Genomic DNA, 21,848 nt, shown 5'->3' on the forward strand with positions numbered 1-21,848 from the left:
CTCCCGCTTTTGGGAGGGGGTAAGGGTGGGCCAGCGACGCGCGCCTGCTCCAAAGCACACCCCAACCCCTCCCGAGCCATAAAATCAAGGTGGCGGGAGGGGGGAGCTATCGACCATGGTTCAACTCAAAGACGTCTATCCGCTCTATCTCAACAACAAGGCGGTGCAGCCTAACACCGATCTGGCCGTGACCGACAAGTTCACCGGCGAGGTCGCCTTCCGCACCGCGCTGGCGACGCCCGATGTGATCGACGAAGCGATCGCCGGCGCGGTCCGCGCGGCCGAACCGATGGCGCGCCTTGCGAGCTACGAGAAGCGCGATGTCCTCGCGCATTGCGTGCGCCGTTTCATCGAGCGCTTCGACGAACTCGCCTATGCGCTCTGTGTCGAAGCCGGCAAGCCGATCGCCGACGCGGAAGGCGAGGTTACCCGTCTGATCGATACCTTCCGCATCGCCAGCGAAGAGGCGACGCGCAATTACGGCGAAGTCCAGCCGCTCGATATCTCTGCGCGGGCAAAGGGTTACATGGGGATGTGGAAACGGGTTCCCATCGGGCCCTGCAGCTTCATCTCGCCGTTCAACTTCCCGCTCAACCTCGCCGCGCACAAGATCGCTCCGGCCATCGCGGTCGGCTGCCCCTTTGTGATGAAGCCGGCCAGCCTTACGCCGCTCGGCGCGATCATCATGGGCGAGGTTCTGGCGGAGTGCGATATTCTGCCCGAAGGCGCGTTCTCGATCCTCCCTGCCAGCCGCGACGGCGCCGACCTCTTCACCACCGACGAGCGGCTGAAGCTCCTGTCGTTCACCGGCTCGCCGGGAGTTGGCTGGGACCTCAAGGCCAAGGCCGGCAAGAAGAAGGTCGTGCTCGAACTCGGCGGCAATGCGGCCGTTATCGTCGATGCTGATGCCGATCTCGACCACGCGCTCGCCCGCATCGTGTTTGGCGGGTATTACCAGTCGGGCCAGTCGTGCATCCATGTGCAGCGGGTGATCATCCACGAAAGCATCTACGAAACCTTCCGCAACATGCTGGCTACAAAGGTGAAAACGCTGATTTCGGGCGATCCCAAGGCGCGCGATACCTTCATCGGACCGATGATCTCGGCCAAGGAAGCGCAGCGCCTCAAAAGCTGGATCGATGCGGCGGTGGCAGGCGGTGCGACAGTGCTGGCCGGCGGCGGGTGCGACGGCGCGATGCTCGAGGCGACACTGCTCGAAGGCTGCAGCCGCGACATGGCGGTCTATACCGAGGAAGCGTTCGGCCCGGTCGTTATCCTCTCGAAGTTCAGCGACTGGCAGGCGGCGATGGAAGAGGTCAATGATAGCAAATTCGGCTTGCAGGCCGGTATCTTCACCCGTGATATTCACAAAGTGCTAGAGGCTTGGGATCACCTCGAGGTCGGCGGTGTGGTCGTCAACGATGTCTCGAGCTACCGGGTCGACAACATGCCCTATGGCGGGGTGAAGGACTCCGGGCTGGGCCGAGAAGGCGTGCGCTTCGCGATGGAAGACATGAGCGAGATTCGCAATCTGGTCATTCGCAGGGTCTGAGTGGTGGCTGGCCGCCGGTTCTCGTCCCTCCGCGGGACAGGCGCTGCGGGCATTACGCAATTGGTGAAAGCCGATGCGATTCCGCGCTTGAACGGCACGCGCAGTCTGGCGTAACCAATGCTTTAAGGGTCGCCCTGTTAGGTCTCGTCCTGCGCGCGGTGAGGTCCGCAATGGTTCCTCCGCATTGAGCGCCGGGCGTTGGGAACGAGGGGCAATGCGGGGCATTTCGACACTGGCACGGCCGTTCGGGGCTGTCGTTCGCCGTGGGCAGGGAGCCCCGTTCGTGGCAGGCCTCGCGTGTCTGGCGCTTGCCTTGCTGGCGCTTGGTGCTGCGCTCGCGCTCCATCCCGCACCGATCAAGGCCGAAGCTGCCGCCGATAGCAGCACCCTTCGCGCGCATATGGGCGTCTCCAGTTGCGCCGGATCGACCTGTCACGGCCGCAGCGTCGCCAGCGGCACCCCGGTCCGTCAGGACGAACTCCTGCGCTGGCAGGAGGAAAGCTCCCCCACCGGCGCGCACAGCCGCGCCTGGCGCGTGATCGGCGAACCGCGGGGGCAAGCCATCGCGCGCCGCCTTGGGCTCGACAGCGCCGGGCTCGTGCGCGAATGCGCCGGCTGCCATGCCTCGCAGGGGGCGGCCAAGCTGGCAGACGGCGTCGATTGCGAGGCGTGCCACGGCAATTCCGGCGCCGGACCCGCCGGCGGCTGGCTCGCCACGCATTACACCGTCGGCACCAGCCATGCGCGCAATGTGGCGCAGGGGATGACCGACCTCACGGTTCCGCGCGTCCGCGCCGGGGTCTGCCTCGATTGCCATCTTTCGGGCGATGGGCAGGGCCAGTTCATCGCGCACCGCATCATGGCTGCGGGCCACCCGCGCATCTCGTTCGAGATGGACCTGTTCAGCACGTTGCAGCAGCACCACGACGAGGATGCCGATTACGTCACGCGCAAGGGCCACAAGACCAATTCGATGCAGATGTGGGCGATCGGGCAGGCCGAAGCGGTCTCGCGCGGGCTCTCGCTCTACATGCAGCCCGCCAAGGCGAATGATGGCGTGTTCCCCGAATTCACCTTCTACGACTGCCATTCGTGCCACCGCCGCATTTATGACAGCGACGAGGCCAACGTCAGCGCGGTGCCCAATCCGGGCCGCCCGATCCACGCCGGGATGCCGCCGTATAACGACGAGAACATGATCCTGCTGCTCGCGGCCGCGCGGGTCGTCGCGCCGGGTGAGGCGGCGACCTTCGATGCGCGGTCAAAGGCTTTCCACCGCGCCATGGGGGCGGGTCGGAGCGAGACAGTGGCGGCGGCGCAGGCGCTGCGGCAGGCGGCAGAGGCGCTTTCCGCGCGATTTGCCGTCACCGCCTTCAGCCGGGATCAGGCTTTCACGGTCATCGACACGATCGCCAGCGACGCGATTTCCGAGCGCTTCACCGACTATGAAGGCTCGGTCCAGTCAGTCATGGCGCTTGATACGTTGCTCAATGGCATGGTCAACGCAGGCATGGTGACGGCGGGAGGCGCCGGCAACCTGCGCATCCAGATCAACCAGGCCTATGCCGCGGTGCGCGATCCCAATGCCTTCCAGCCGATCGCCTTCCGCCGCGCGCTGGGCGGTGCCGTCCGTTCGATCCGGAGCCTGCGCTGATGGCTCTGCGGAAACTGCCCCGATTGCTGACGGCGCATTTTGCCGCATGGCTCGCGCTGGTCAGCATGGTGCTTTCGGGGCTTGCTCCCGTCGCAGCCGGCAGTGCTGCTGCCGCGACTTTCAGGGCCCCTTCGCGCCAGGCGCTGACCATTGCCGATGTGCAGAAGATCATCGCGCAGGCCGTGGGCGAGGCGAAGGCGCGCAATGCCAAGGCGACCATCGCAGTGGTCGACCGCGTGGGCAACGTCCTGGCGGTCTACCGCATGACCGGGGCGAGGGCGACCATGCGCTTTCCCACTGGCGTGCCGACGCAGCTCGTGCCGCCGCTGCCACCCGCGCTCCCCGCCGAATTCGGCGCCATCGCGAAAGCCATCACCGGCGCCTACCTTTCTTCGAGCGGTAACGCCTTTTCGACGCGCACCGCCTCGATGATCGTGCAGCAGCACTTCCCCCCGGCACCTAGCACGCCGGGGCTGGAAAGCGGGCCGCTGTTCGGGGTGCAGTTCAGCCAGTTGCCATGCTCGGACCTCAACACACGCTTCCCCGGCAATGCCGCGGCACCCACCGCGATGATCGGCCCCAAGCGCTCGCCGCTTGGCCTTGCGGCCGATCCTGGCGGGCTGCCGCTCTACAAGAAGGGTGTGGTTGTCGGCGGGATCGGCGTGCTGGCCGACGGGATCTACGGCTTCGATCCCAATGTCCTCGATTTCGACAATGATCTCGATGAAGTGATCGCGTTTGCCGGTCTGCAGGGCTTTGCGCCGCCGGACGCCATTCGCGCGGACCGTATTCCGGTCGACGGCTCGACCTTGCGTTTCTCCGATGCGAAGGCGAGCCAGCTTCACCCGCTCCAGTCGAACTTTGCTGCACTTGGTGCAGGGGCGGGGGCGCTGCTTGCGGTAGCGGGGTTCTATGCCGGCGATGCGATCCTGCCCGGCGTCGCCTACGGCACCGAGCGGAGCGGCATCCGCTTTGCCAAGGCGAGTGAGTTCAGCAACGCTCAGGCTTTCGTACTCAGCAATGGCAGGGGCGTGAACCGCTACCCGATCCGCGGCGGCACAGACGCGGCCGACGTGGGCACCGCGCTCAGCCCGGCCGAAGTGCGCGCAGTGCTTGAGGAAGCCTTCACGGTGATGAGCCGCGCCCGCGCGCAGATCCGCCGACCGCTTGATACCCCGGCGCAAGTGACGATCTCGGTGGTCGATAGCTGGGGCACGGTGCTGGGCCTCGTCCGCAGCCCCGATGCACCGATCTTTGGCACCGATGTGTCGCTCCAGAAGGCGCGCACGGCGGCCTTCTTCTCGAACCCCAAGGCGGGCTCGCTGCTGCTGGCCGATCCCGATGCCGGCGTCGCCCCCACTGTCGCGGCAACCCGCAGCTTCCTTGCCGACGGCGCGGCGCTCACCGGAAAATCCGCCTTTTCCGCTCGCGCAATCGGCAATCTGGCGCGGCCCTACTTCCCCGACGGCGAAGTCGGCCGCCCGAACGGCCCGCTTTCGATGCCGATCGCCAAGTTCAGTCCGTTTGCCACCGGCCTCCAGACGGCGCTGATCGCCCAGACGCTTGGCGCGGACCGCTGCTCCAATGTTCCCGCCGCCCCGAGCGGCCAGCAGCGCCTTGCCAACGGCATCCAGATCTTCCCCGGCGCGGTGCCGATCTATCGCGGCAACAGGCTGGTCGGCGCGATCGGCGTTTCGGGCGATGGCATCGATCAGGACGACATGATCGCCTTCCTTGGCGCCAACAACGGCGGCAAGAAAGCTGGCGGCATCGGCAATGCGCCCAAGGCCATGCGCTCTGACCGGATTGTGGTGAAAGTCGGCGTGGGCGTGCGGCTGCGCTATGTGAACTGCCCCTTCGCGCCCTTCCTCGATACCTCGGCGCAAAACGTCTGCGAGGGGCTGTGACCTTGCTGGCCGCCCTTGTTGCTCCGATGCTCGCGCTCGCCGCGCCGGTTACCGAGGCGCCGCCGGCTGAACCGGCTACCTCTGGTGCGGCCCCGACCGCCGAGGCGGGACCGGCCGTCGAGCCCACAACCGCCGATGAAGCGTTGATCGATGGCCGTCGCCGCCCAGGCTACCAGAAGACGCTGCCGGACAAGGTCGAGCAAGACAATCCCGGAGCCGTGAACGCGCCGCCGCCCGAGGCGTTCTACGACAAGTGGGATGGCGAGGGCAGCCCGTCCGACCTTGTCGTCGATACCGGCGTGCCGGATCGCTGGCGCATTACGTCTTCGCTCTGCCCGAAGAAGGATACGGCCACCGGCAAGGTGAACAGCGCGCTCTACACGTTGTTTCCGCGGCTCGCTTACATGTGTCATTCGCAGCTCGATCCCTTCCACCACAACACGCTGAAGGGCGACCGGCCGATTTCCGAGCGCGCCAAGCCCGGCTTCCTCAAGGGCGACGACTGGTACTTCATTGCCAATGCCGTGTCGGACACGGTGGTCGAGCCGCGCAGCTTCCCGATTCCCGTCGGCAACCAGACCACGACCGATCCCGATTCCAACGATACCTTCGGCCGCAGCCACAGCCTTGTGCTGTCGCAGACCTTCATCGCCGGCTTCTCGTTGCTCAAGGGCGAGACCGCATTCAAGCCGCCGGTGGTGGAATACCGCGTAGCGATCGCGGGCAACATCAACCACGTCGAAGTGCCCGAGCGGCGCGTGCTTTACGTCGAACCTTCGAAGGGCACCAAGCGCACCGATGGCTTCATCGGGCTGCAGGAAGCCTTCATCGATTACCATATCGGCCGGTTCGATACGAACCGGTTCGACTTCGTGTCGCTGCGCATGGGTATCCAGCCGTTCCAGTCGGACTTTCGCGGCTTCCTGTTCAACGACAACCAGCTGGGCATTCGCCTGTTCGGCAACCGCGACAACAACCGCGTCCAGTTCAATCTCGCTGCGTTCTGGCGGATCGAGAAGGAGACCAACTCGGGCCTCAACAACATCGCCGCGCCGCTGCGACGGGACTGGATCATCACCGGCAACCTCTATCGCCAGGATTTCCCCGTGGTCGGCCTCACCAGCCAGATTTCGGCCACTTACAACATCAACCGCGACACGCGCATCATTTCAGATGCCAACGGTTTCCCTGTCCGGCCCGCGCTGATCGGCGATCTCAGGCCGCGCAAGTACCAGGTGCTGTATCTCGGCTACGGGGTGGATGGGCACATCGGCCGGCTCAACCTGACCGGGCAGATCTACGGCGCCTTCGGCAAGGACCGGAACAACTACCTGACGAGCGAGCCTGCCAAGATCCGTGCCTTCTTCGGCGCGGCGGAGCTTAGCTATGATCGCAACTGGGCGCGTTTCCGCGCCTCCGCGCTCTATGCCAGCGGGGATAGCGATCCTTACGACAACATCGAGAAGGGCTTTGACGCGATTTTCGAGAACCCGCAGTTTGCCGGTGCCGATACCTCCTACTGGATCCGCCAGACGATCCCCTTCGCGGGCGGCGGGCGCGTCATCTCCGTGAACGGCCGCAACGGCATTCTCAATTCGCTGCGCTCCTCGAAGGAGCAGGGCCAGTCGAACTTCATCAATCCGGGTACCGCGCTGGCGGGGCTGGGCGGTGATTTCGATCTCACCCCCAACTTCCGCCTGACCGCCAATGCCAACCACCTCTGGTTCGCCAATACCCGGGTGCTGCAGGTGCTGCGCAACGAAGGCTCCATCCCCCGCTCGATCGGCTGGGACCTCTCGGTTGCGACGATCTGGCGGCCAAAGGCGGCGCAGAACGTGGTGTTCCGCTTGTCGGGCGCCGTGCTTGAGGCCGGGAAGGGCTTCAGGGACCTTTTCGACAAGCGGGCTCATGGGCGGCAGTTCTATTCCGTCCTCGCCAACGCGACCCTTTCGTTCTGATGGGCACGGCCATGCACACTCCTTCTCGTAAATCATGGCTGATCTGGTTGGCACTGCTGATCGGCGCGCTGGGCGTGCCCACTGCGCTTTGGGCCTCGGGCGAGGAGGCCGCCCAGAAGATCACCTATACCCGCGCGCCGCCCGCCCCGCGCGGTCAGCCGGGGGAGACGGCGGCCGAGCAATGGGCCTACGTCGACAAGCAGAACGCCGGCTGCATCAGCTGCCACACGAAGAGCGACCACCGCACCATGCACGCGAGCCCCGCGGTGGTGTTATCCTGCGCCGATTGCCATGGCGGCAATACCAAGGTGATCGCGGACCGCCGCTGGGCGCGCGGCTCGATGGACTATGTCGCGGCGATGAAGGATGCGCATGTCCTGCCGAAGTTCCCGGTTGCCTGGGGCTGGCCCAGCTCGGCAAACCCCAAGCGCTCCTATGCGCTGCTGGCCAAGGAAAGCCCCGAGTTCATCCGCTTCGTGAACCCCTCGGACTACCGCGTGGCGCGGGATTCCTGCGGGGCCTGCCACATGTCGATCATTGAGGCGTCCGAACGCTCGCTGATGGCGACAGGGGCGATGCTCTGGGGCGGCGCCGCCTATAACAACGGCATCGTGCCCTTCAAGAACTACATGTTCGGCGAGAGCTTCACCCGCCAAGGCGAACCGGCGCTGCTGAAATCCGCCTCGAAGCAGATCGGCTCCGATGGCAAGCCGATGTGGGGCACGGTCACGCCGGCCGAAAAGGCGCGCGGCGCGCTGCCGATCCTCTATCCGCTGCCCAAGTGGCATACGATCCCGCCGGGCGACATTTTCCGCGTGTTCGAGGATGGCGGCCGGACGATCAACCCGCAGTTCCCCGAGATCGGCCTGCCGAACTCCACCGGCCTGATCCAGCGGCTCGAAGAGCCCGGCCGCCCCGACCTCAAGCAATCGAACCGTGGCCCCGCCACCGGTCTGCGCGTCGCGATCCCGGTGCTCAATATCCACAAGACGCGCCTTAACGATCCGTTCCTGTTCCAGATGGGCACCAACGACCAGCCGGGCGATTACCGCTCCTCGGGCTGCGCCTCGTGCCACGTGATCTACGCCAACGACCGCGAGCCGCGTCACAGCCTGAACTACGCCAGGTGCGGGCGTGACGGGCAGACGATCACGGCGGACCCGACCATCAACTCCCTGCGCGAAGGTGAGCACCGCAGCGGGGCTTATGGCACCTATGACGCGGCGAAGCATGGCCACGAAACGCGAGTGCGCGGCACTGTACTCGGCGGGCGTGGCAAGTATCTGGGCGGCGATGCGACCGATCCCGAGGAGAGCGCGGACCGCGAGGGCGATTGCGCCCGCGCCATCGAGTCAGCCGAACAGCTGGTCTATTCGCCGGCGGAAGGTGCAGCGCCGCACGGCACGATGGACGAGCACAAGATGAGCCAGGCCGAAGCGCATGCTGCAGCCGGGCTCGACCACAATGGGCACGGGGCGAGCGCTGGCCCCGTGCCCATGGCAGAGCGGGAGCGCGGCCATCCGCTCGTTCACGCCTTCACCCGCGCGATCCCGACGGCGCAGTGCATGAACTGCCATATGCATCAGCCCAACATCTTCCTGAACTCGTTCCTCGGCTACACGATGTGGGATTACGAATCCGATGCGCCGCGCATGTGGCCCGGGCCGGAGAACACCGCGCCCAAGCCCGCCGGCGCCACAGATGCCGATTGGCAGAAGGCGTTCAAGAAGCAGTTCCACCCGAATATGGCCGAGCAGCGCGAAGTGCTCGATCGCAATCCCGAAGGCGCGAGCACGCGCGGCCTTTGGCGCGACGTGGAATTCCTGCGCAACGTCTACGATCTCAACAAGGACAACAAGGACACCCAATTCGCCGACTATCACGGCCACGGCTGGAACTTCCGCGCGATCCTGAAGCGCGACCGGCGCGGCAACCTGCTCGACGACGATGGCGACATGTCCTCCTACGGCACCGACAAGGCGCATATCATCTCGCCCGATGATCCGGAGAAGTGGCGGAAAGGCAGCGAGGGCAAGTTCGTCGATGTGGGGCCGGACAATCCCGGCAAGTCGGTCCATATGATGGATATTCACGCGCAACTCGGCATGCAGTGCGCCGATTGCCACTTCGCGCAGGACAGCCACGGCAATGGCCTGATCTATGGCGAAGTCGCCAATGCCGTCTCGATCGGCTGCAAGGATTGCCACGGCACGCCCGATGCCTATCCCACGTTGATGACCTCGAACCTTGCCGCGCCGGAGAAGGGCGAGAATCTGGCGCTGCTGCGCAACGCGGATGGTCAGCGCCGCTTCGAGTGGTCGATGGAAAACGGGCGGCGCGTGCTCATCCAGCGTTCGATCATCGATCCCAAGCTTTGGTGGCGCGTCAGCCTCGTCAAGGAATCGGTCGATCCGCAGTACCAGGGCGTGACCGAGCCCTCTGGCAAGCCGGTGTTCAATCCCAAGGCCGCCCGGGCCAAGCTGATGGCGAAGTCGGGTGCGGAAGACGGCATGTTCCGCTTTGGCCTTGGCGTGCCCAAGGCCGAGCGCGCGCATGGCGATGACGACATGGCCTGCTTCACCTGCCACCTCTCGTGGACCACCTCGTGCGCGGGATGCCATCTGCCGATCGAGGCAAACTGGAAGTCTGCCACGCACAAGTACGAGGAAGACTACACCCGCAACTACGCGACCTATAACCCGCAGGTCGCGCGCGACGACATGTTCCAGCTCGGCAAGCACCAGCGCAACAAGTCCTCCGGCTCGGACCCGGTGCAGTTCGATGCGTCAGGTAATCCGATAAGCGGGAAGGCGATCACAGCGCCGATCCGCTCGACCTCGGCGTTGATCCTTTCCTCGACCAACATCAACCGCGAGCGGATCTACGTGCAGCAGCCGCCGATTTCTTCGCCAGGCTATTCCTCGCAGGCTTTCGCGCCGCACTTCCCGCACACCGTGCGCACGAAGGAAACCAAGCAGTGCACTGATTGCCACCTCAGCAAGGATGACGACAACAACGCGATCATGGCGCAGCTGTTGCTGCTCGGTACCAACTACGTGAACTTCGTCGGCATGAACGCCTGGTTCGGTCTCGATGGCGGCTTCGAAGCCGTCCGCGTCACCGAGTGGGAGGAGCCGCAGGCTGTGATTGGCAGCTACCTCCATCGCTATGCCTATCCGGATTTCTACAAGCAGCACGTCGAGAAGAACGGCCGCGAGCTCAAGAACTGGACGCGCGGCGCGATCTTCGACAAGAAGCTCGCTGGGGAGACCACGGGGCGCGAAGAGTTCACCAACGTGACCAAGGGCACCTCGGATGCGGTGCGCTGCCTGCAGATGCGCGGCGAATACATGTTCGTCGCGGAAGGGAGGGGTGGTTTCCGCGCCTATGATATTGCCGCGATTGGCGACAAGGGCTTCTCCGAACGCATCGTCACCGCGCCGTTCTCGCCATTGGGTCACGACACGCACATCGATACCGCGGACGCCACCTGCATGGCGCTGCCGACCAACCAGTCGATCGCGCCCACGCGAAACACGCCCGAAATGCGCGAGGCGAACCAGGAGCAGCCGTTCTCGCCGATCTATCACTACGCCTTCGTCACCGATGCGGTCGAAGGCCTGATCGCGGTCAACGTCGATACCCTGGCCGACGGCGAGTTCCGCAACAACTTCTTCCGCCGCGCCGTCACGTTCAATCCGGACGGCGTGCTGACGGGCGCGCGGCACATCACGCTGGCGGGCGACTATGCCTATATCGTGACCGACAAGGCGCTGGTGACGGTGCACCTCACGAAGCCGTGGTCCCCCGCTGCACCTTGCGAGGTATCGGACAAGAAGGGCGGCGAGACCTGCCTTGATCCGAAGATCACCTCGGTCGTTCCCTTGCGCGATCCGCGCGCCACGGCGGTGCAGTTCCGCTACCTCTGGGTGACGACGGCGAACGGCCTCGAGCTCATGGACGTGACCAATCTCGCCAAGCCCGTGTCGGTGCCATCAGCGACGGTGCCGCTGGAAGACGCGCGCCGCGTTTATCTGGCGCGCACCTATGCCTATGTCGCCGCGAAGAAGCAGGGCCTTGTTATCGTGGATATCACGGCGCCGACGCGGCCTTCGATCTATCAGGCCTTTACCGCAGACGGGCAGCTGACTGATGCCGAGGACGTGATCGTTGCCTCCACCAATGCCTCGCTCTTCGCTTATGTCGCGGACGGGGTGAACGGGGTGAAGGTGCTGCAGCTGACCTCGCCCGGCAGCCAGCCGAACTTCTACGGCTTCTCGCCTGAACCCAAGCCCGAACTGATTGCCTGGGCGCATACGCCAAGCCCCGCGCTCGCGCTTTCCAAGGGCCTCGATCGCGACCGCGGCGTTGATGAGACTGGCGGCCAGATCGCGATCTTCGGCCGTCTCGGCTCGCGGCCGTTCAACCGGCAGGAGATGGAGGAGCTTTTCCTCAACAAGGCCGGTGCGCCGTTCAAGGTGAGCAATGCCGTGGACATGACGATGTGGGTTGGTGCGAAGACCGCGCCGCAGCTGATGGCGGCGCGGCCCTGATCTCGGCCCGAAGCCCTCAGTTCTCAGGCATCGTCCAGCAGCAGCAGTGCCAGTTCCAGCGTCATGCAAGGCTCGGGCAGCAGCACCTGGTCGAGCCGCACCACGGCGGCATCGGCGACCAGCGTTCTTGGGATCGTAAACTCGTGCTCGGGCAGCTCGGCCATCAATTCCTCGGCGGCGTCGCAGGCTTCCCAGCCTTCGTAGCGCAGCACGATGGTGTGGCGCGTGCCGGCGAAAGTCACGCTCGCCCAGGGGGCCTCGTGGTGCTCCATCAGCTCCGCGTGGGGGCCGGCAAGCGCCGTGATGGCGCGCAGCAGGCGCTCGCCGGGGCTGATGCGTACCCGTGGATGCGGCGCGGACCGCGCTTCGGGTTCGGACTTGCGCTCGAGGGGGAGGGCGGGGAACAGATGATCAAGCCACATGGCCGGTGCTCCGATAGTTGTTCATGAAATGTTCCACGCGTGCTGCCGTTGCAGGACGGGGTTCGCGGCCATTACGCAAGTCGTCGACGAAGCGCGGATCGTGCGCGGCAAGGCGCCCGAACTTCGTGCGCGGCATGCCATGGTGGGAAAGAAACCGTTCGATCTTCCTGATCAGCATGGCTGGACCTCCGTGACGACTCGTTGTAAGATTTTTCTTATGTTGACGCGTTAATCCTACAGGTCTAGGAAAAATCCTTCGAATATGGAGGAAGCCCATGGATTCCCGAATCGAGACGCAAAAACCACTGGGTGCGGGCGAAGAGCCGGCAATGGATCCACCCCGCGCGCGGCTTGTCGCGCTGGCAGCGCAGCGGGGGGTAAGTCTCGCGGCATTATCGGCGCTGCTGGGGCGCAACGCGGCTTATCTGCAGCAATTCGTGCGCAAGCGATCTCCGCGCAAGCTGGAGGAGAACGACCGCCGCACGCTCGCCGAATTCTTCGGGGTCGACGAGGCCGAGCTCGGCGCCCCGGTGCGTGAGACGGTGCTGACGGTGGCAAGCGCCGGCGGGGCCGGGCAGGGCGTCCGCACCGCCGATTGGGCCGACATCCCGCGCCTGCCGCTGGGTGCTTCGGCGGGGCCGGGTACGATGGCGCAAGATCTGGCCCCTATCGACCGCCTCCGCTTTTCCGGCCGCTGGTTGCGCCAGCAGGGGCTCGAGCCCGGCATGCTCAGCGTGATCGAGGTCGAGGGCGATTCGATGGAGCCCACCTTGCGCGATGGCGACGAGATCCTCGTCGATCGTTCACCGCGCCCGCTGCGCAGCGGGCTCCACGTGATCCGGCTCGATGATGTGCTGCTGGTGAAGCGGCTTGAGCCGGGCGCTGCGGGCACGGTCCAGATCATCAGCGACAATACGGCCTATCCGCGCATGGAGCGCCCCCGCGCCGATGTCGCGGTGCTCGGCCGCGTCGTCTGGAAGGGCGGCCGCATCTAGGATTTTTCCCGCCTCTTGCGCCTCTTGCGTTGGGGCGTCCCAGCCGCCACTTTGCAGAGCATGACCGAAACGACCGAAATGCCGCTCAAGGCCGCCATCATTCCCGTCACGCCGCTGCAGCAGAACTGCACGATGATCTGGTGCACCAAGACCATGCGTGGTGCGTTCATCGATGCCGGCGGCGATATCGAACGGCTTCGCGCGGCGATCGAGAAGTCCGGCGTCACGATCGAGAAGCTGCTCGTCACCCACGGGCATATCGATCACTGCGGCATCACCGGCGTGCTTGCCAAGGAACTTGGCGTGCCGATCGAGGGTCCGCACGAGGCGGATCGTTTCTGGATCTCGCGGCTCGACGAGGATGGCAAGCGCTGGGGCATCCGCGGCGAAGTGTTCGAGCCCGATCGCTGGCTCGGCGATGGTGACACCGTCACGGTCGGCGAAGTCGAACTCGATGTGATCCACTGCCCCGGCCACACGCCCGGCCATGTGGTCTTCGTCCACCAGCCCTCGCGATTTGCAGTGGTGGGCGATGTGATCTTTCAGGGCTCGATCGGGCGCACCGATTTCCCGATGGGCAACCATGCGCAGCTGATTGCCTCAATCACCGAGAAACTCTGGCCGCTTGGCAACGATATCATGTTCGTTCCCGGCCACGGTCCGAACAGCACCTTCGGCCGGGAACGTCAAACCAACAGCTTTGTCAGTGATTACAATCTGATGCAGTGAATCTCACGCCATCGCGCTCATGATCGCCCAGATGGCAAGGCCGAGCTGGGTGAGCAGCGTGATCAGCGTGCCGACTAGGCGGCCGGGGCCGAAGCTGCCGCCTTCCATGCCAAGACCGTGACCCACGCGGCCCAGCATGAACAGGCCCGCCACGCCGGCAAGCACGGTGCTCCCCGGATGTGCAAACTCGAGCGCGGCGATCATCACCAGCACGATCGGGGCGTTTTCGCTGAAATTGGCGTGGGCCCGCATGCGGCGGATCAGCTTCTCGTTACCGCCGTCACCGACAGAAACCTTTTCGGCAGTGCGGACCTGGCCGCAGCGGATCGAAAGCCAGATATTGATCAGCGCGGCAGCAGCCACGGCGCTGAGTGTGATGGGCAAGGTCATGATCAGGTTATCTCCCCTTTGGTATTGTTGTTACACCCCGGCGCCCTCCTAGCCGTCCGGAGCTTGCAAAGCATCCAAAAATCCGTATAGGCGCGCCTTCGCCCGCGATCGGCGATTCCAGCTTGCTGCCGAACTTTGTCGGGCTGCCATCTTGAGGCGCCACCGACAGGGGTTGTGCGCCGGTCCGGTTTTCCCTATCGCGCTTGCCCGTAGACGACTTCAAGATCAGGAACAGGTGCCGCAATGGCCGTCCCCAAAAGAAAGACCTCGCCCTCTCGCCGGGGCATGCGTCGCAGCCACGATGCGCTGAAGGTTGATGCCTTCCATGAGTGCCCCAACTGTGGCGAGCTCAAGCGCCCGCACATGCTGTGCGGTGCCTGCGGGCACTACAACGGCCGCGAGATCATCGCCGTCGGCCTCTGATTTCGGCTGAGGGGGGAGACAGCCGGATTATGGCTTTGCCGCGTATCGCCGTCGATGCGATGGGCGGCGATGTGGGCGTGCGCGTCATGGTCGAGGGCGCGGCACTTGCGCGTCGCCAGCACGATCAATTCAAGTTCCTGCTCGTGGGCGATGAAACCGCCATCAAGCAGGCACTCGAGGCGCACCCGAACCTGCGTGCTGCTTCCGAAATTCTCCATGCACCCGATGTCGTCGCCGGCGACGAAAAGCCGACGCAGGCGCTGCGCCGCGCGCGCACCACGTCGATGGGCCTCGCGATCGAGGCGGTGAAAAGCGGCAATGCCGGCGCTGCCGTCAGCGCGGGCAACACGGGCGCGCTCATGGCGATGTCGAAGGTAGCACTGCGCACCATGCCGGGGATCGACCGGCCCGCGCTTGCCGCGCTGGTGCCCACGCTCGGCGATCATGATCTCGTCATGCTCGATCTCGGTGCCAACACTGAATGCGACGCACGCAATCTCGTCCAGTTCGCGATCATGGGCGCGGCCTATGCCCGCATCGTCCACGGTCTGGCCGAACCGCGCGTACGTTTGCTCAATATCGGCACCGAGGAAATCAAGGGCACCGACGAGTTGCGTGATGCTGCCGCGATGCTCAAGCAGGCGGGCGAGGCGCTCGCCTTCCGGTTCGACGGCTTTACCGAAGCCGACAAGCTCTCGCGCGGCGATGTTGATGTCGTCGTCACCGATGGCTTCACCGGCAATATCGCTCTGAAGGCGATGGAAGGTGCGGCGCGCTTCGTGGCCGATCTCCTGCGCCGCAGCTTTTCCAGCTCACTGCGCTCGAAGTTCGGCTTCCTCATTTCCAAGCCGGCGACAGAGCTTCTGAAACATCATCTCGATCCCAACAATCACAATGGCGCGGTGTTCCTTGGTCTCAACGGTGTCGTCGTGAAGAGCCATGGCAGTGCCTCGGCGCTCGGCGTTGCCCACGCCGTCGCGGTGACCGCGCGGCTGCTATCGGAGCGACTGACCGAGCGGATCGCGGCAGACCTTGCCCAGGCCGGGCAGGACGCGATCAGCGGTGCCACGACGCGCGTGCGGCCCGCGCCTGAAACCCCCGGAGCTCCGGCATGACACTGCGTTCGGTCATTCGCGGCAGCGGTTCAGCGCTCCCGGCGCGTTCGGTGTCGAATGCCGAGATGGCAACGATGGTCGATACGACCGACGAATGGATCGTCGAGCGCACCGGCATCCGCAACCGCCACATCGTTGGCGAGGGTGAAACCACCGCGACGCTGGCCACAGAGGCCTGCCGCAAGGCGCTCGAGGCCGCCGGAATTGAGGCTGCCTCGATCGATCTCATCGTGCTTGGCACTTGCAGTCCGGACCAGACTTTCCCCGCCACCGCCACGATCGTCCAGAACGCGCTCGGCTGCCGCGGCGGCATTGCGTTCGATGTCGCAGCGGTCTGCTCTGGGTTCCTCTATGCTTTCGCCACAGCGGATTCGCTGCTGCGCACGGGCATGGCCAAGCGCGCGCTGGTGATCGGCGCCGAGACGATGAGCCGCCTGCTCGATTGGGAGGACCGCACGACCTGCGTTCTCTTCGGCGATGGCGCCGGCGCGGTCGTGCTCGAAGCCGTGGACGTGGATGACAGCGATCCGAAGGCACCCGGTATTCTCGCCACGCGGCTCCACGCCGATGGCGCTCACAATGATCTGCTGCACATGGATGGCGGCCCATCCAGCACCGGCACAGTCGGCAAGCTGCGCATGAAGGGTCGCGAGGTGTTCCGCCACGCCGTGGTCAATCTCGCCGCCGTGCTCGAGGAAGTACTTGATGCCGCCGGTTACCAGTCGGCGGATATCGACTGGGTGGTGCCGCATCAGGCCAATGCCCGCATTCTCGATGCCACCGCGCGCAAGCTGGGGCTGCCCGAGGAAAAAGTGGTGGTGACGGTTGATCGCCACGCCAATACCAGCGCCGCCTCGGTCCCGCTCGCCTTCGATTGCGCAGTCCGCGATGGCCGGATCAAGCCCGGTGATCTCGTGATGTTCGAGGCGATGGGCGGTGGATTCACCTGGGGTGCCAGCCTCGTCCGCATCTGATTTACCCAGTTCCGGGCGTGCGCCGAGACAGTTTTCGTTGCGGACCAATGGATTGGCCGATAAAATAATGTGGAAAGCGGATTGTAAAGCGCGGCGGACACTGTATGGTGTCAAGTCAGCTTGTCGCTTTTTATATCGGGGGAATCGGGGATGCGTTCAGTAGGGACCCTTACTCGCGCTGATCTTGCAGAGAGCATCAATCGCCGTGTCGGCCTGTCTCGCGCCGATTCGCTCGGCATGGTCGAGGCTATCCTCGACCATATGTGCGAAGCGCTCGCAGAGGGCGAGAATGTAAAGATTTCCGGTTTCGGAACCTTTCTGCTACGGGACAAGGCCGAACGCATCGGTCGCAATCCCAAGACCGGTGTGGAAGTGCCGATCACCCCGCGCCGCGTCATGACGTTCCGCGCAAGCCAGATGCTGAAGGACCGGATTGCTGCCAGCAGTTGATACCCCGGGGTCCACGCCGCTCGCCACTCCTGCCTTCGATGATGGCAAGGAGCCCGACGCCCTGCGCACGATTGGCGAAGTAGCGAAGGCGCTCGGCCTCAAGCAGCACGTGCTTCGCTACTGGGAAGAGCAGTTCCCGATGCTGAAGCCGCTGACCCGCGCGGGCGGCCGCCGCTACTATCGGCCCGAAGACATCGCGCTCGTCGCCCGGATCGACCAGCTCCTCCACCGTGAAGGCTACACCATCCGCGGCGCCCGTCTGGCGCTTTCGGGCAAGAGCCCCGCCAAGCCTGCGGCCCCGCTGCAAGCCGAGCCTGGCCCACTCGCGGAGACACCTGCGCGCGCCTCAGAGATGCCTGCGGAAGAGGAAATCATTTCCGCCATCCGCATCCTGCGCCGCCACCTCGAGACGATTCGCCACCGGTTGGTTGCCGCGCTGGAGGATTAAGGGGGCGTTCGGCACGCGCCGCGCCCCCGCAGCGGGGCGGTTCGGCGATAGGCGCTGGAATGTGCTCCCTCATGTGGACAACACCCGTGATCAATGATCGATGAATTCCTGAAGGAACGGCGCATGATCAAGGTCTGGGGCGGAGGAACCTCGCGGTCGCTGCGGGTCGTCTGGTTGCTGGAGGAAATGGGCCTTCCTTACCGCGTGAGGCCTGTGGACATGTTGGCAGCCGAGCCGGACCCAGCGTTCCTCTCCGTCAACCCCGCCAACTATCTACCCGCAATCGAGGACGGCGACGTCGTCATGGTCGAATCGATCGCGATCATGGAATACCTGATGGCGCGCTACGGGCCGACCTCGCTCGCACCCGCACCGGATACGCCGTGTTTCCCGGCCTATCAGCAGTTTCTGCATCTCGGTGAGGCAGGCCTAGCCACGCTGATGATGCCGGTTATCGTGAGCGGTTTCCTTGCGCCCGACGCAGAGCGGAACAACTGGGCCGCAAACTGGTGTCTGCAGTCCCTCCAAAAGCGGCTTGCACTTGTTGGCGAGCGTTTGGGCAGGGCGCCCTACCTTGCCGGAGACATGTTCACTGCCGCAGATATCTCCGTAACCTATGCCCTGAATCTCGCCCAAGGGCCCTGCGGTCTTACCCTTGGCGACGCCGAGCAAGCCTATCTCGCGCGCACCATGAGCCGCGCGGCGTACAAGCGTGCCATCGACCGTTCGCACTAAGGGCTTGAAGGATGAGCCTTGAGCCAACCCAGCAAGCTTAATCGTTGAGCGTCGGCCCCAGCGCCGGATCGAGATCGCGCGGGCGCTTCATCGCAACCAGCTTTCCGCAGCGTTCATCCAGATCGGCCCAGCGCTCAATGGCGAGTTCCATGACAGCAAAGGTCGCGGTCGGGAACTTCACTTCCACTTCCTCGCGTAGCGGGCTGCTGCCGTCATCGGGCACGAGATCGAAGATCAGATCCTCGAGACCTGGATTATGCCCGATCATCAGCACGCTTTCCGGTTCCCCTGAAAGCTCGCGCAGCAAGTCGATCAGCGTCGCGGAACTGGCGAGGTAGATCCGCCGGTCCCACTCGACCGGGAAGCTGTGACCCCAGGCCTTGCTCGCTTCCTCGATCGTCTCTGCGACGCGCACGGCGGGCGAGGCGATGATCCGATCGAAGCGCAGACAGGTGCTCTTGATGTATTCGCCCATGGCCTGCGCCCCGCGCACCCCGCGTGCGTTGAGCGGCCGGTCGAAATCGCGCGCCCGCGCGTCGGACCAGTCGGACTTCGCGTGGCGCAGAAGAGCGAGCTTTTTCAAGGGCGAGTCTCGTCGGTCTGGTCCTGCGGCGCGCGTGCGCCCTCGGCGCCAGAAACACTGCCAGCCACGCTTTGTAAAGCCGCATCGAGCGTGACGCGGCGCACCGGCGTATCGGGTGGAAAGGCCGTGAGAAGCCGCGAAGGGAAGGCCGAGGAGAGCACCACGAAATGGCCCTTGTCGGTCCCCGTGCGGATCAGCCGCCCGAACGCCTGCGCCAGCCGCGCGCGGATGATGCGGTCGTCATGCGCCTGACCACCACTTCCAAACTTCTCTGCATGCGCCAGTCGCCGCGCGCGGTGGAGGATCGAGGGTTTGGGCCAGGGCACCTGCTCCATCACCACCAGTCGCAGCGAATGGCCGGGCACGTCCACCCCGTCGCGCAAGGCATCGGTGCCGAGCAGCGAGGCGCGCGGATCATCGCGGAAGATATCGACGAGCGTGCCGGTGTCGATCGGATCGACATGCTGGGCAAACAGCGGAAGGCCCCCGCGTGCCAGCCGGTCGGCGATTCGGCCATAGACCGCGCGCAGCCGCCGGATCGCAGTGAACAGCCCCAGCGCACCGCCGCCCGAGGCCTCGATCAGCCGCCCATAGGCATTGGCGAGCGCCGGGATATCCCCCTTGGGAACATCGGTCACGATCAGCACTTCGGCATTGCGCGCATAGTCGAACGGGCTCGCCGCCGCGAAGACCTGCGGCCGCACGCCCAGATGCGGTGCACCGCTGCGCTCCACCGCACTGGTCCAGTCGCCGCTCGCGGTCTCGGCGCCATCGGAGAGCGTGGCCGAGGTCATCATCACGCCGTGGGCACCTGCCAGCACTGCCTCGGCAAAGGGCTTCATCGGATCGAGGTAGCGGCGGTGGAGCCCGATATCCCACTCGCGCCCTTCGGAGCGTTCCAGCGCCAGCCAGTCGACGAATTCGGGATCGCCCGGCCCGCCCAGCCGTGCCAGCAGCGCGATCCAGCCCCCAATCAGATCGGTGCGCCAGCCGATAGCCCCGCGTGCGCCTTCGATCCGCGCCCGTGCCGGACCGTCGAGCCAGTCCGGCCCGTCCTCGATCAGCGCTTCGAGCCGCAGCGCAAGGCGCATCAGCGGCTGGCGCAGCGCCTCCAGCGCTTCCTGCGCGCGGCCTGCCACTTCGATAAAGCTGCCGCCCAGCTGCGCCGCCTCGGTTTCCAGCCCATAGCCCGCTTCCTGCCCGCCGCTCTCATCGCGTGCGAGCACTAGTTCGCGGGTCTCCGCCAGCAGGTCCTCAAGCGGCCCGAACGGCGCGCCTTCGACGACGCGCGCCAGCCAGCCGTCGCCCGGCAGCGCACTCGCCGCCTCTCGCGCATCGGCAATCGCGCGCGCGCCCTCATCGTCATAGCTGGCGACGTCTGCCAGCCGTGCGGCCAGGCCCCGCCGCCGCCCGCGCTGGTTGCCTTCGGGGCCGATCACCCAGCGCCTGAGCTCTACCGTCTCCGCGCCGGTCAGCGCGGCCGCAAAGGTGCTGTCCGCCGCCTCGAATACATGGTGTCCTTCGTCGAACACGATCCGCGTCGGCCGCTGCGCCGGCTCGCGCGCGCGGGCGGCGTTGATCATCACCAGCGCATGGTTGGCGATAACCAGTTCCGCCCCTGCCGAGGCACGCGCCGCGCGCTCGATGAAGCACTTTCGGAAATGCGGGCACCCGGCATAGACGCATTCACCGCGCTGGTCGGTCAGCGCGGTTATCCCGCGCTTGCGGAACAGCGTGCCGAGCCAACCCGGCAGATCACCGCCGATCATGTCGCCGTCTTGCGAGTACGCCGCCCAGCGCGCCACCAGTTGCGCCATGATCGCAGGGCGCCCGGTAAAGCCGCCCTGCAGCGCATCCTCGAGGTTCAGCAGGCAAAGGTAGTTCTCGCGCCCCTTGCGCACCACCACCGGCGGGCCGATGCGTCCAGCCTGCGCCGCGCGCTCCGGCGGAAAGGCCGCCCGGCTCTCGCGGCGCAATTGCCGTTGCAGCGCCTTGGTGTACGTCGAAACCCAGACTGTCCCGCCCGATTGTTCGGCCCAGAGCGAGGCAGGCGCGAGATAGCCGAAGGTCTTGCCGGTGCCGGTGCCCGCCTGCGCCAGCACCATGTGTGGCTGGCGCTGGCTCCCTCGCGGCGCAAACATTCCGCCCGCGGCGCGTGCATAGGCCTGCTGCGCCGGCCGCGCTTCCGCGCCGCTGCCGGTCAGCTCGGCGAGCCGCGCCGTGATGGCATCATCCTGCAGCACGATCTGCGCGGGCTGCGGCCGTTCGGGCGCTTCCTCCCATTCGGGCAATCGTGAAAATAGCCAACGCTCCGCCCGCTGCGGCTGGGCAATACGCGGCGTCAGCAGACCAGCCCACGGCCAGCGCAGCCGCACCAGCGATTGCAGCGCGCTCCATGCCCCTTCGCGCTCGGGCCAGGCGGGGTCCTCGCACGCAGCGAGGAGCGCATCGGCCGCCGCCTGCAGCAGTTCGGGCACAGCATCGTCGCTAGCAGGCTCGGTCAGCTCCAGCGCCTGTGCCAGTCCCTTGGGCGTCGGCACCATGAAGCGCGCCGGGTGGATGAACGCGAAGAGCTCGAGCAGATCGAGGCCGGAGAGATCCGGATAGCCCAGCCTGCTTGCCACCAGCGGCGCATTGAGCATGAGCAGCGGTGTATCGGCCGCCGCCATGATCGCCTCTCCCTTGCCCACCGGGCGCGTGCCCGCAAGGTCGCGCAGCCAGCAGCCGCTGTGGCTGGCATGGATCGCGGCCAAAGGGGGAGAGGGTAGGGAGGAGGCAGCCATCGCCCCGTCACTAGAGAGCAAAGGCGGGGGCAGGGCAAGCCGGGGCCCTACGTGCTTTCCCCCATGGGACACGACACGGCCTTGCAGGGCGCATGCCTTAAACCCGGCAAGGTTCGGCCGTTCTGGCCTTTCGGGACATGAACGGAGCCCCACGCTCCGGCCCATAGTGGAGAATGG

The 21,848-nt window shown here is 65.5% G+C and carries 18 protein-coding genes; 13 read left to right on the forward strand and 5 right to left on the reverse strand.

Annotation, left to right across the window (positions count from 1 at the left end; genetic code table 11):
• The first annotated feature begins 115 nt into the window (after positions 1-115).
• The 5 genes from Q0082_RS08915 (at position 116) to Q0082_RS08935 (ending at position 11,624) form a co-directional block, all read left to right on the forward strand.
• Complete coding sequence (locus tag Q0082_RS08915) at positions 116-1,552, forward strand: aldehyde dehydrogenase family protein (RefSeq protein WP_298191668.1); 1,437 nt, start codon at positions 116-118, stop codon at positions 1,550-1,552.
• A gap of 283 nt (positions 1,553-1,835) precedes the next feature.
• Positions 1,836-3,206 carry a multiheme c-type cytochrome gene (locus tag Q0082_RS08920; protein ID WP_298191670.1) on the forward strand — a complete coding sequence of 457 codons (1,371 nt, stop codon included), beginning with the start codon at positions 1,836-1,838 and terminating at the stop codon, positions 3,204-3,206.
• Positions 3,206-5,113, forward strand: a complete 1,908-nt coding sequence (locus Q0082_RS08925) for a heme-binding protein (RefSeq protein WP_298191672.1) — start codon at positions 3,206-3,208, stop codon at positions 5,111-5,113. Before Q0082_RS08920 ends, Q0082_RS08925 begins: the two co-directional genes overlap by 1 nt.
• A 26-nt stretch (positions 5,114-5,139) precedes the next feature.
• Complete coding sequence (locus Q0082_RS08930; RefSeq protein WP_298191831.1) at positions 5,140-7,071, forward strand: hypothetical protein; 1,932 nt, start codon at positions 5,140-5,142, stop codon at positions 7,069-7,071.
• An 11-nt stretch (positions 7,072-7,082) separates the two neighbouring features.
• Positions 7,083-11,624, forward strand: a complete 4,542-nt coding sequence (locus Q0082_RS08935; RefSeq protein WP_298191674.1) for a hypothetical protein — start codon at positions 7,083-7,085, stop codon at positions 11,622-11,624.
• Between the two features lie 23 nt (positions 11,625-11,647).
• Here the strand turns inward: Q0082_RS08935 and Q0082_RS08940 are convergent, their stop codons facing one another.
• Positions 11,648-12,046: a hypothetical protein gene (locus Q0082_RS08940; RefSeq protein WP_298191676.1), complete on the reverse strand. Its 399-nt coding sequence runs from the start codon at positions 12,044-12,046 to the stop codon at positions 11,648-11,650.
• Positions 12,036-12,224 (reverse strand): hypothetical protein, encoded by a 189-nt coding sequence (locus tag Q0082_RS08945; protein WP_298191678.1) that lies wholly within the window; start codon positions 12,222-12,224, stop codon positions 12,036-12,038. The genes Q0082_RS08940 and Q0082_RS08945 overlap by 11 nt, the downstream gene beginning before the upstream one ends.
• Before the next feature lie 151 nt (positions 12,225-12,375).
• On the opposite strand from Q0082_RS08945, the gene Q0082_RS08950 reads away from it, so the two are divergent.
• Positions 12,376-13,041 carry a S24 family peptidase gene (locus Q0082_RS08950; RefSeq protein ID WP_298191680.1) on the forward strand — a complete coding sequence of 222 codons (666 nt, stop codon included), beginning with the start codon at positions 12,376-12,378 and terminating at the stop codon, positions 13,039-13,041.
• 60 nt (positions 13,042-13,101) lie between these two features.
• Positions 13,102-13,770, forward strand: a complete 669-nt coding sequence (locus Q0082_RS08955; protein WP_298191682.1) for an MBL fold metallo-hydrolase — start codon at positions 13,102-13,104, stop codon at positions 13,768-13,770.
• Positions 13,771-13,773: 3 nt separating this feature from the next.
• On the opposite strand, the gene Q0082_RS08960 is transcribed toward Q0082_RS08955, so the two are convergent.
• Positions 13,774-14,160, reverse strand: a complete 387-nt coding sequence (locus Q0082_RS08960) for an MAPEG family protein (protein ID WP_298191683.1) — start codon at positions 14,158-14,160, stop codon at positions 13,774-13,776.
• Positions 14,161-14,403: 243 nt separating this feature from the next.
• On the opposite strand from Q0082_RS08960, the gene rpmF reads away from it, so the two are divergent.
• The 6 genes from rpmF (at position 14,404) to Q0082_RS08990 (ending at position 18,305) form a co-directional block, all read left to right on the forward strand.
• Positions 14,404-14,583: a 50S ribosomal protein L32 gene (gene rpmF, locus Q0082_RS08965; protein ID WP_298191684.1), complete on the forward strand. Its 180-nt coding sequence runs from the start codon at positions 14,404-14,406 to the stop codon at positions 14,581-14,583.
• A 29-nt stretch (positions 14,584-14,612) separates the two neighbouring features.
• Positions 14,613-15,698: a phosphate acyltransferase PlsX gene (gene plsX, locus Q0082_RS08970; RefSeq protein ID WP_298191685.1), complete on the forward strand. Its 1,086-nt coding sequence runs from the start codon at positions 14,613-14,615 to the stop codon at positions 15,696-15,698.
• A complete protein-coding gene (locus tag Q0082_RS08975; RefSeq protein WP_298191687.1) occupies positions 15,695-16,672 on the forward strand; it encodes a beta-ketoacyl-ACP synthase III in 978 nt (325 codons plus the stop codon). Before plsX ends, Q0082_RS08975 begins: the two co-directional genes overlap by 4 nt.
• 150 nt (positions 16,673-16,822) lie before the next feature.
• Positions 16,823-17,122, forward strand: a complete 300-nt coding sequence (locus tag Q0082_RS08980; RefSeq protein ID WP_298191689.1) for an integration host factor subunit alpha — start codon at positions 16,823-16,825, stop codon at positions 17,120-17,122.
• Positions 17,106-17,570, forward strand: a complete 465-nt coding sequence (locus Q0082_RS08985; protein ID WP_298191690.1) for a MerR family transcriptional regulator — start codon at positions 17,106-17,108, stop codon at positions 17,568-17,570. The genes Q0082_RS08980 and Q0082_RS08985 overlap by 17 nt, the downstream gene beginning before the upstream one ends.
• 123 nt (positions 17,571-17,693) lie before the next feature.
• On the forward strand, positions 17,694-18,305 hold the full coding sequence (locus Q0082_RS08990; RefSeq protein ID WP_298191692.1) for a glutathione S-transferase family protein: 612 nt from the start codon (positions 17,694-17,696) through the stop codon (positions 18,303-18,305).
• Positions 18,306-18,342: 37 nt separating this feature from the next.
• Here the strand turns inward: Q0082_RS08990 and Q0082_RS08995 are convergent, their stop codons facing one another.
• On the reverse strand, positions 18,343-18,888 hold the full coding sequence (locus Q0082_RS08995; RefSeq protein ID WP_298191693.1) for a histidine phosphatase family protein: 546 nt from the start codon (positions 18,886-18,888) through the stop codon (positions 18,343-18,345).
• Positions 18,885-21,671: an ATP-dependent DNA helicase gene (locus Q0082_RS09000; RefSeq protein ID WP_298191695.1), complete on the reverse strand. Its 2,787-nt coding sequence runs from the start codon at positions 21,669-21,671 to the stop codon at positions 18,885-18,887. The genes Q0082_RS08995 and Q0082_RS09000 overlap by 4 nt, the downstream gene beginning before the upstream one ends.
• Positions 21,672-21,848: the final 177 nt, after the last annotated feature.

Origin of the sequence: Novosphingobium sp., from assembly GCF_027489515.1 — a bacterium.
In the GTDB taxonomy this organism is placed as follows: domain Bacteria; phylum Pseudomonadota; class Alphaproteobacteria; order Sphingomonadales; family Sphingomonadaceae; genus Novosphingobium.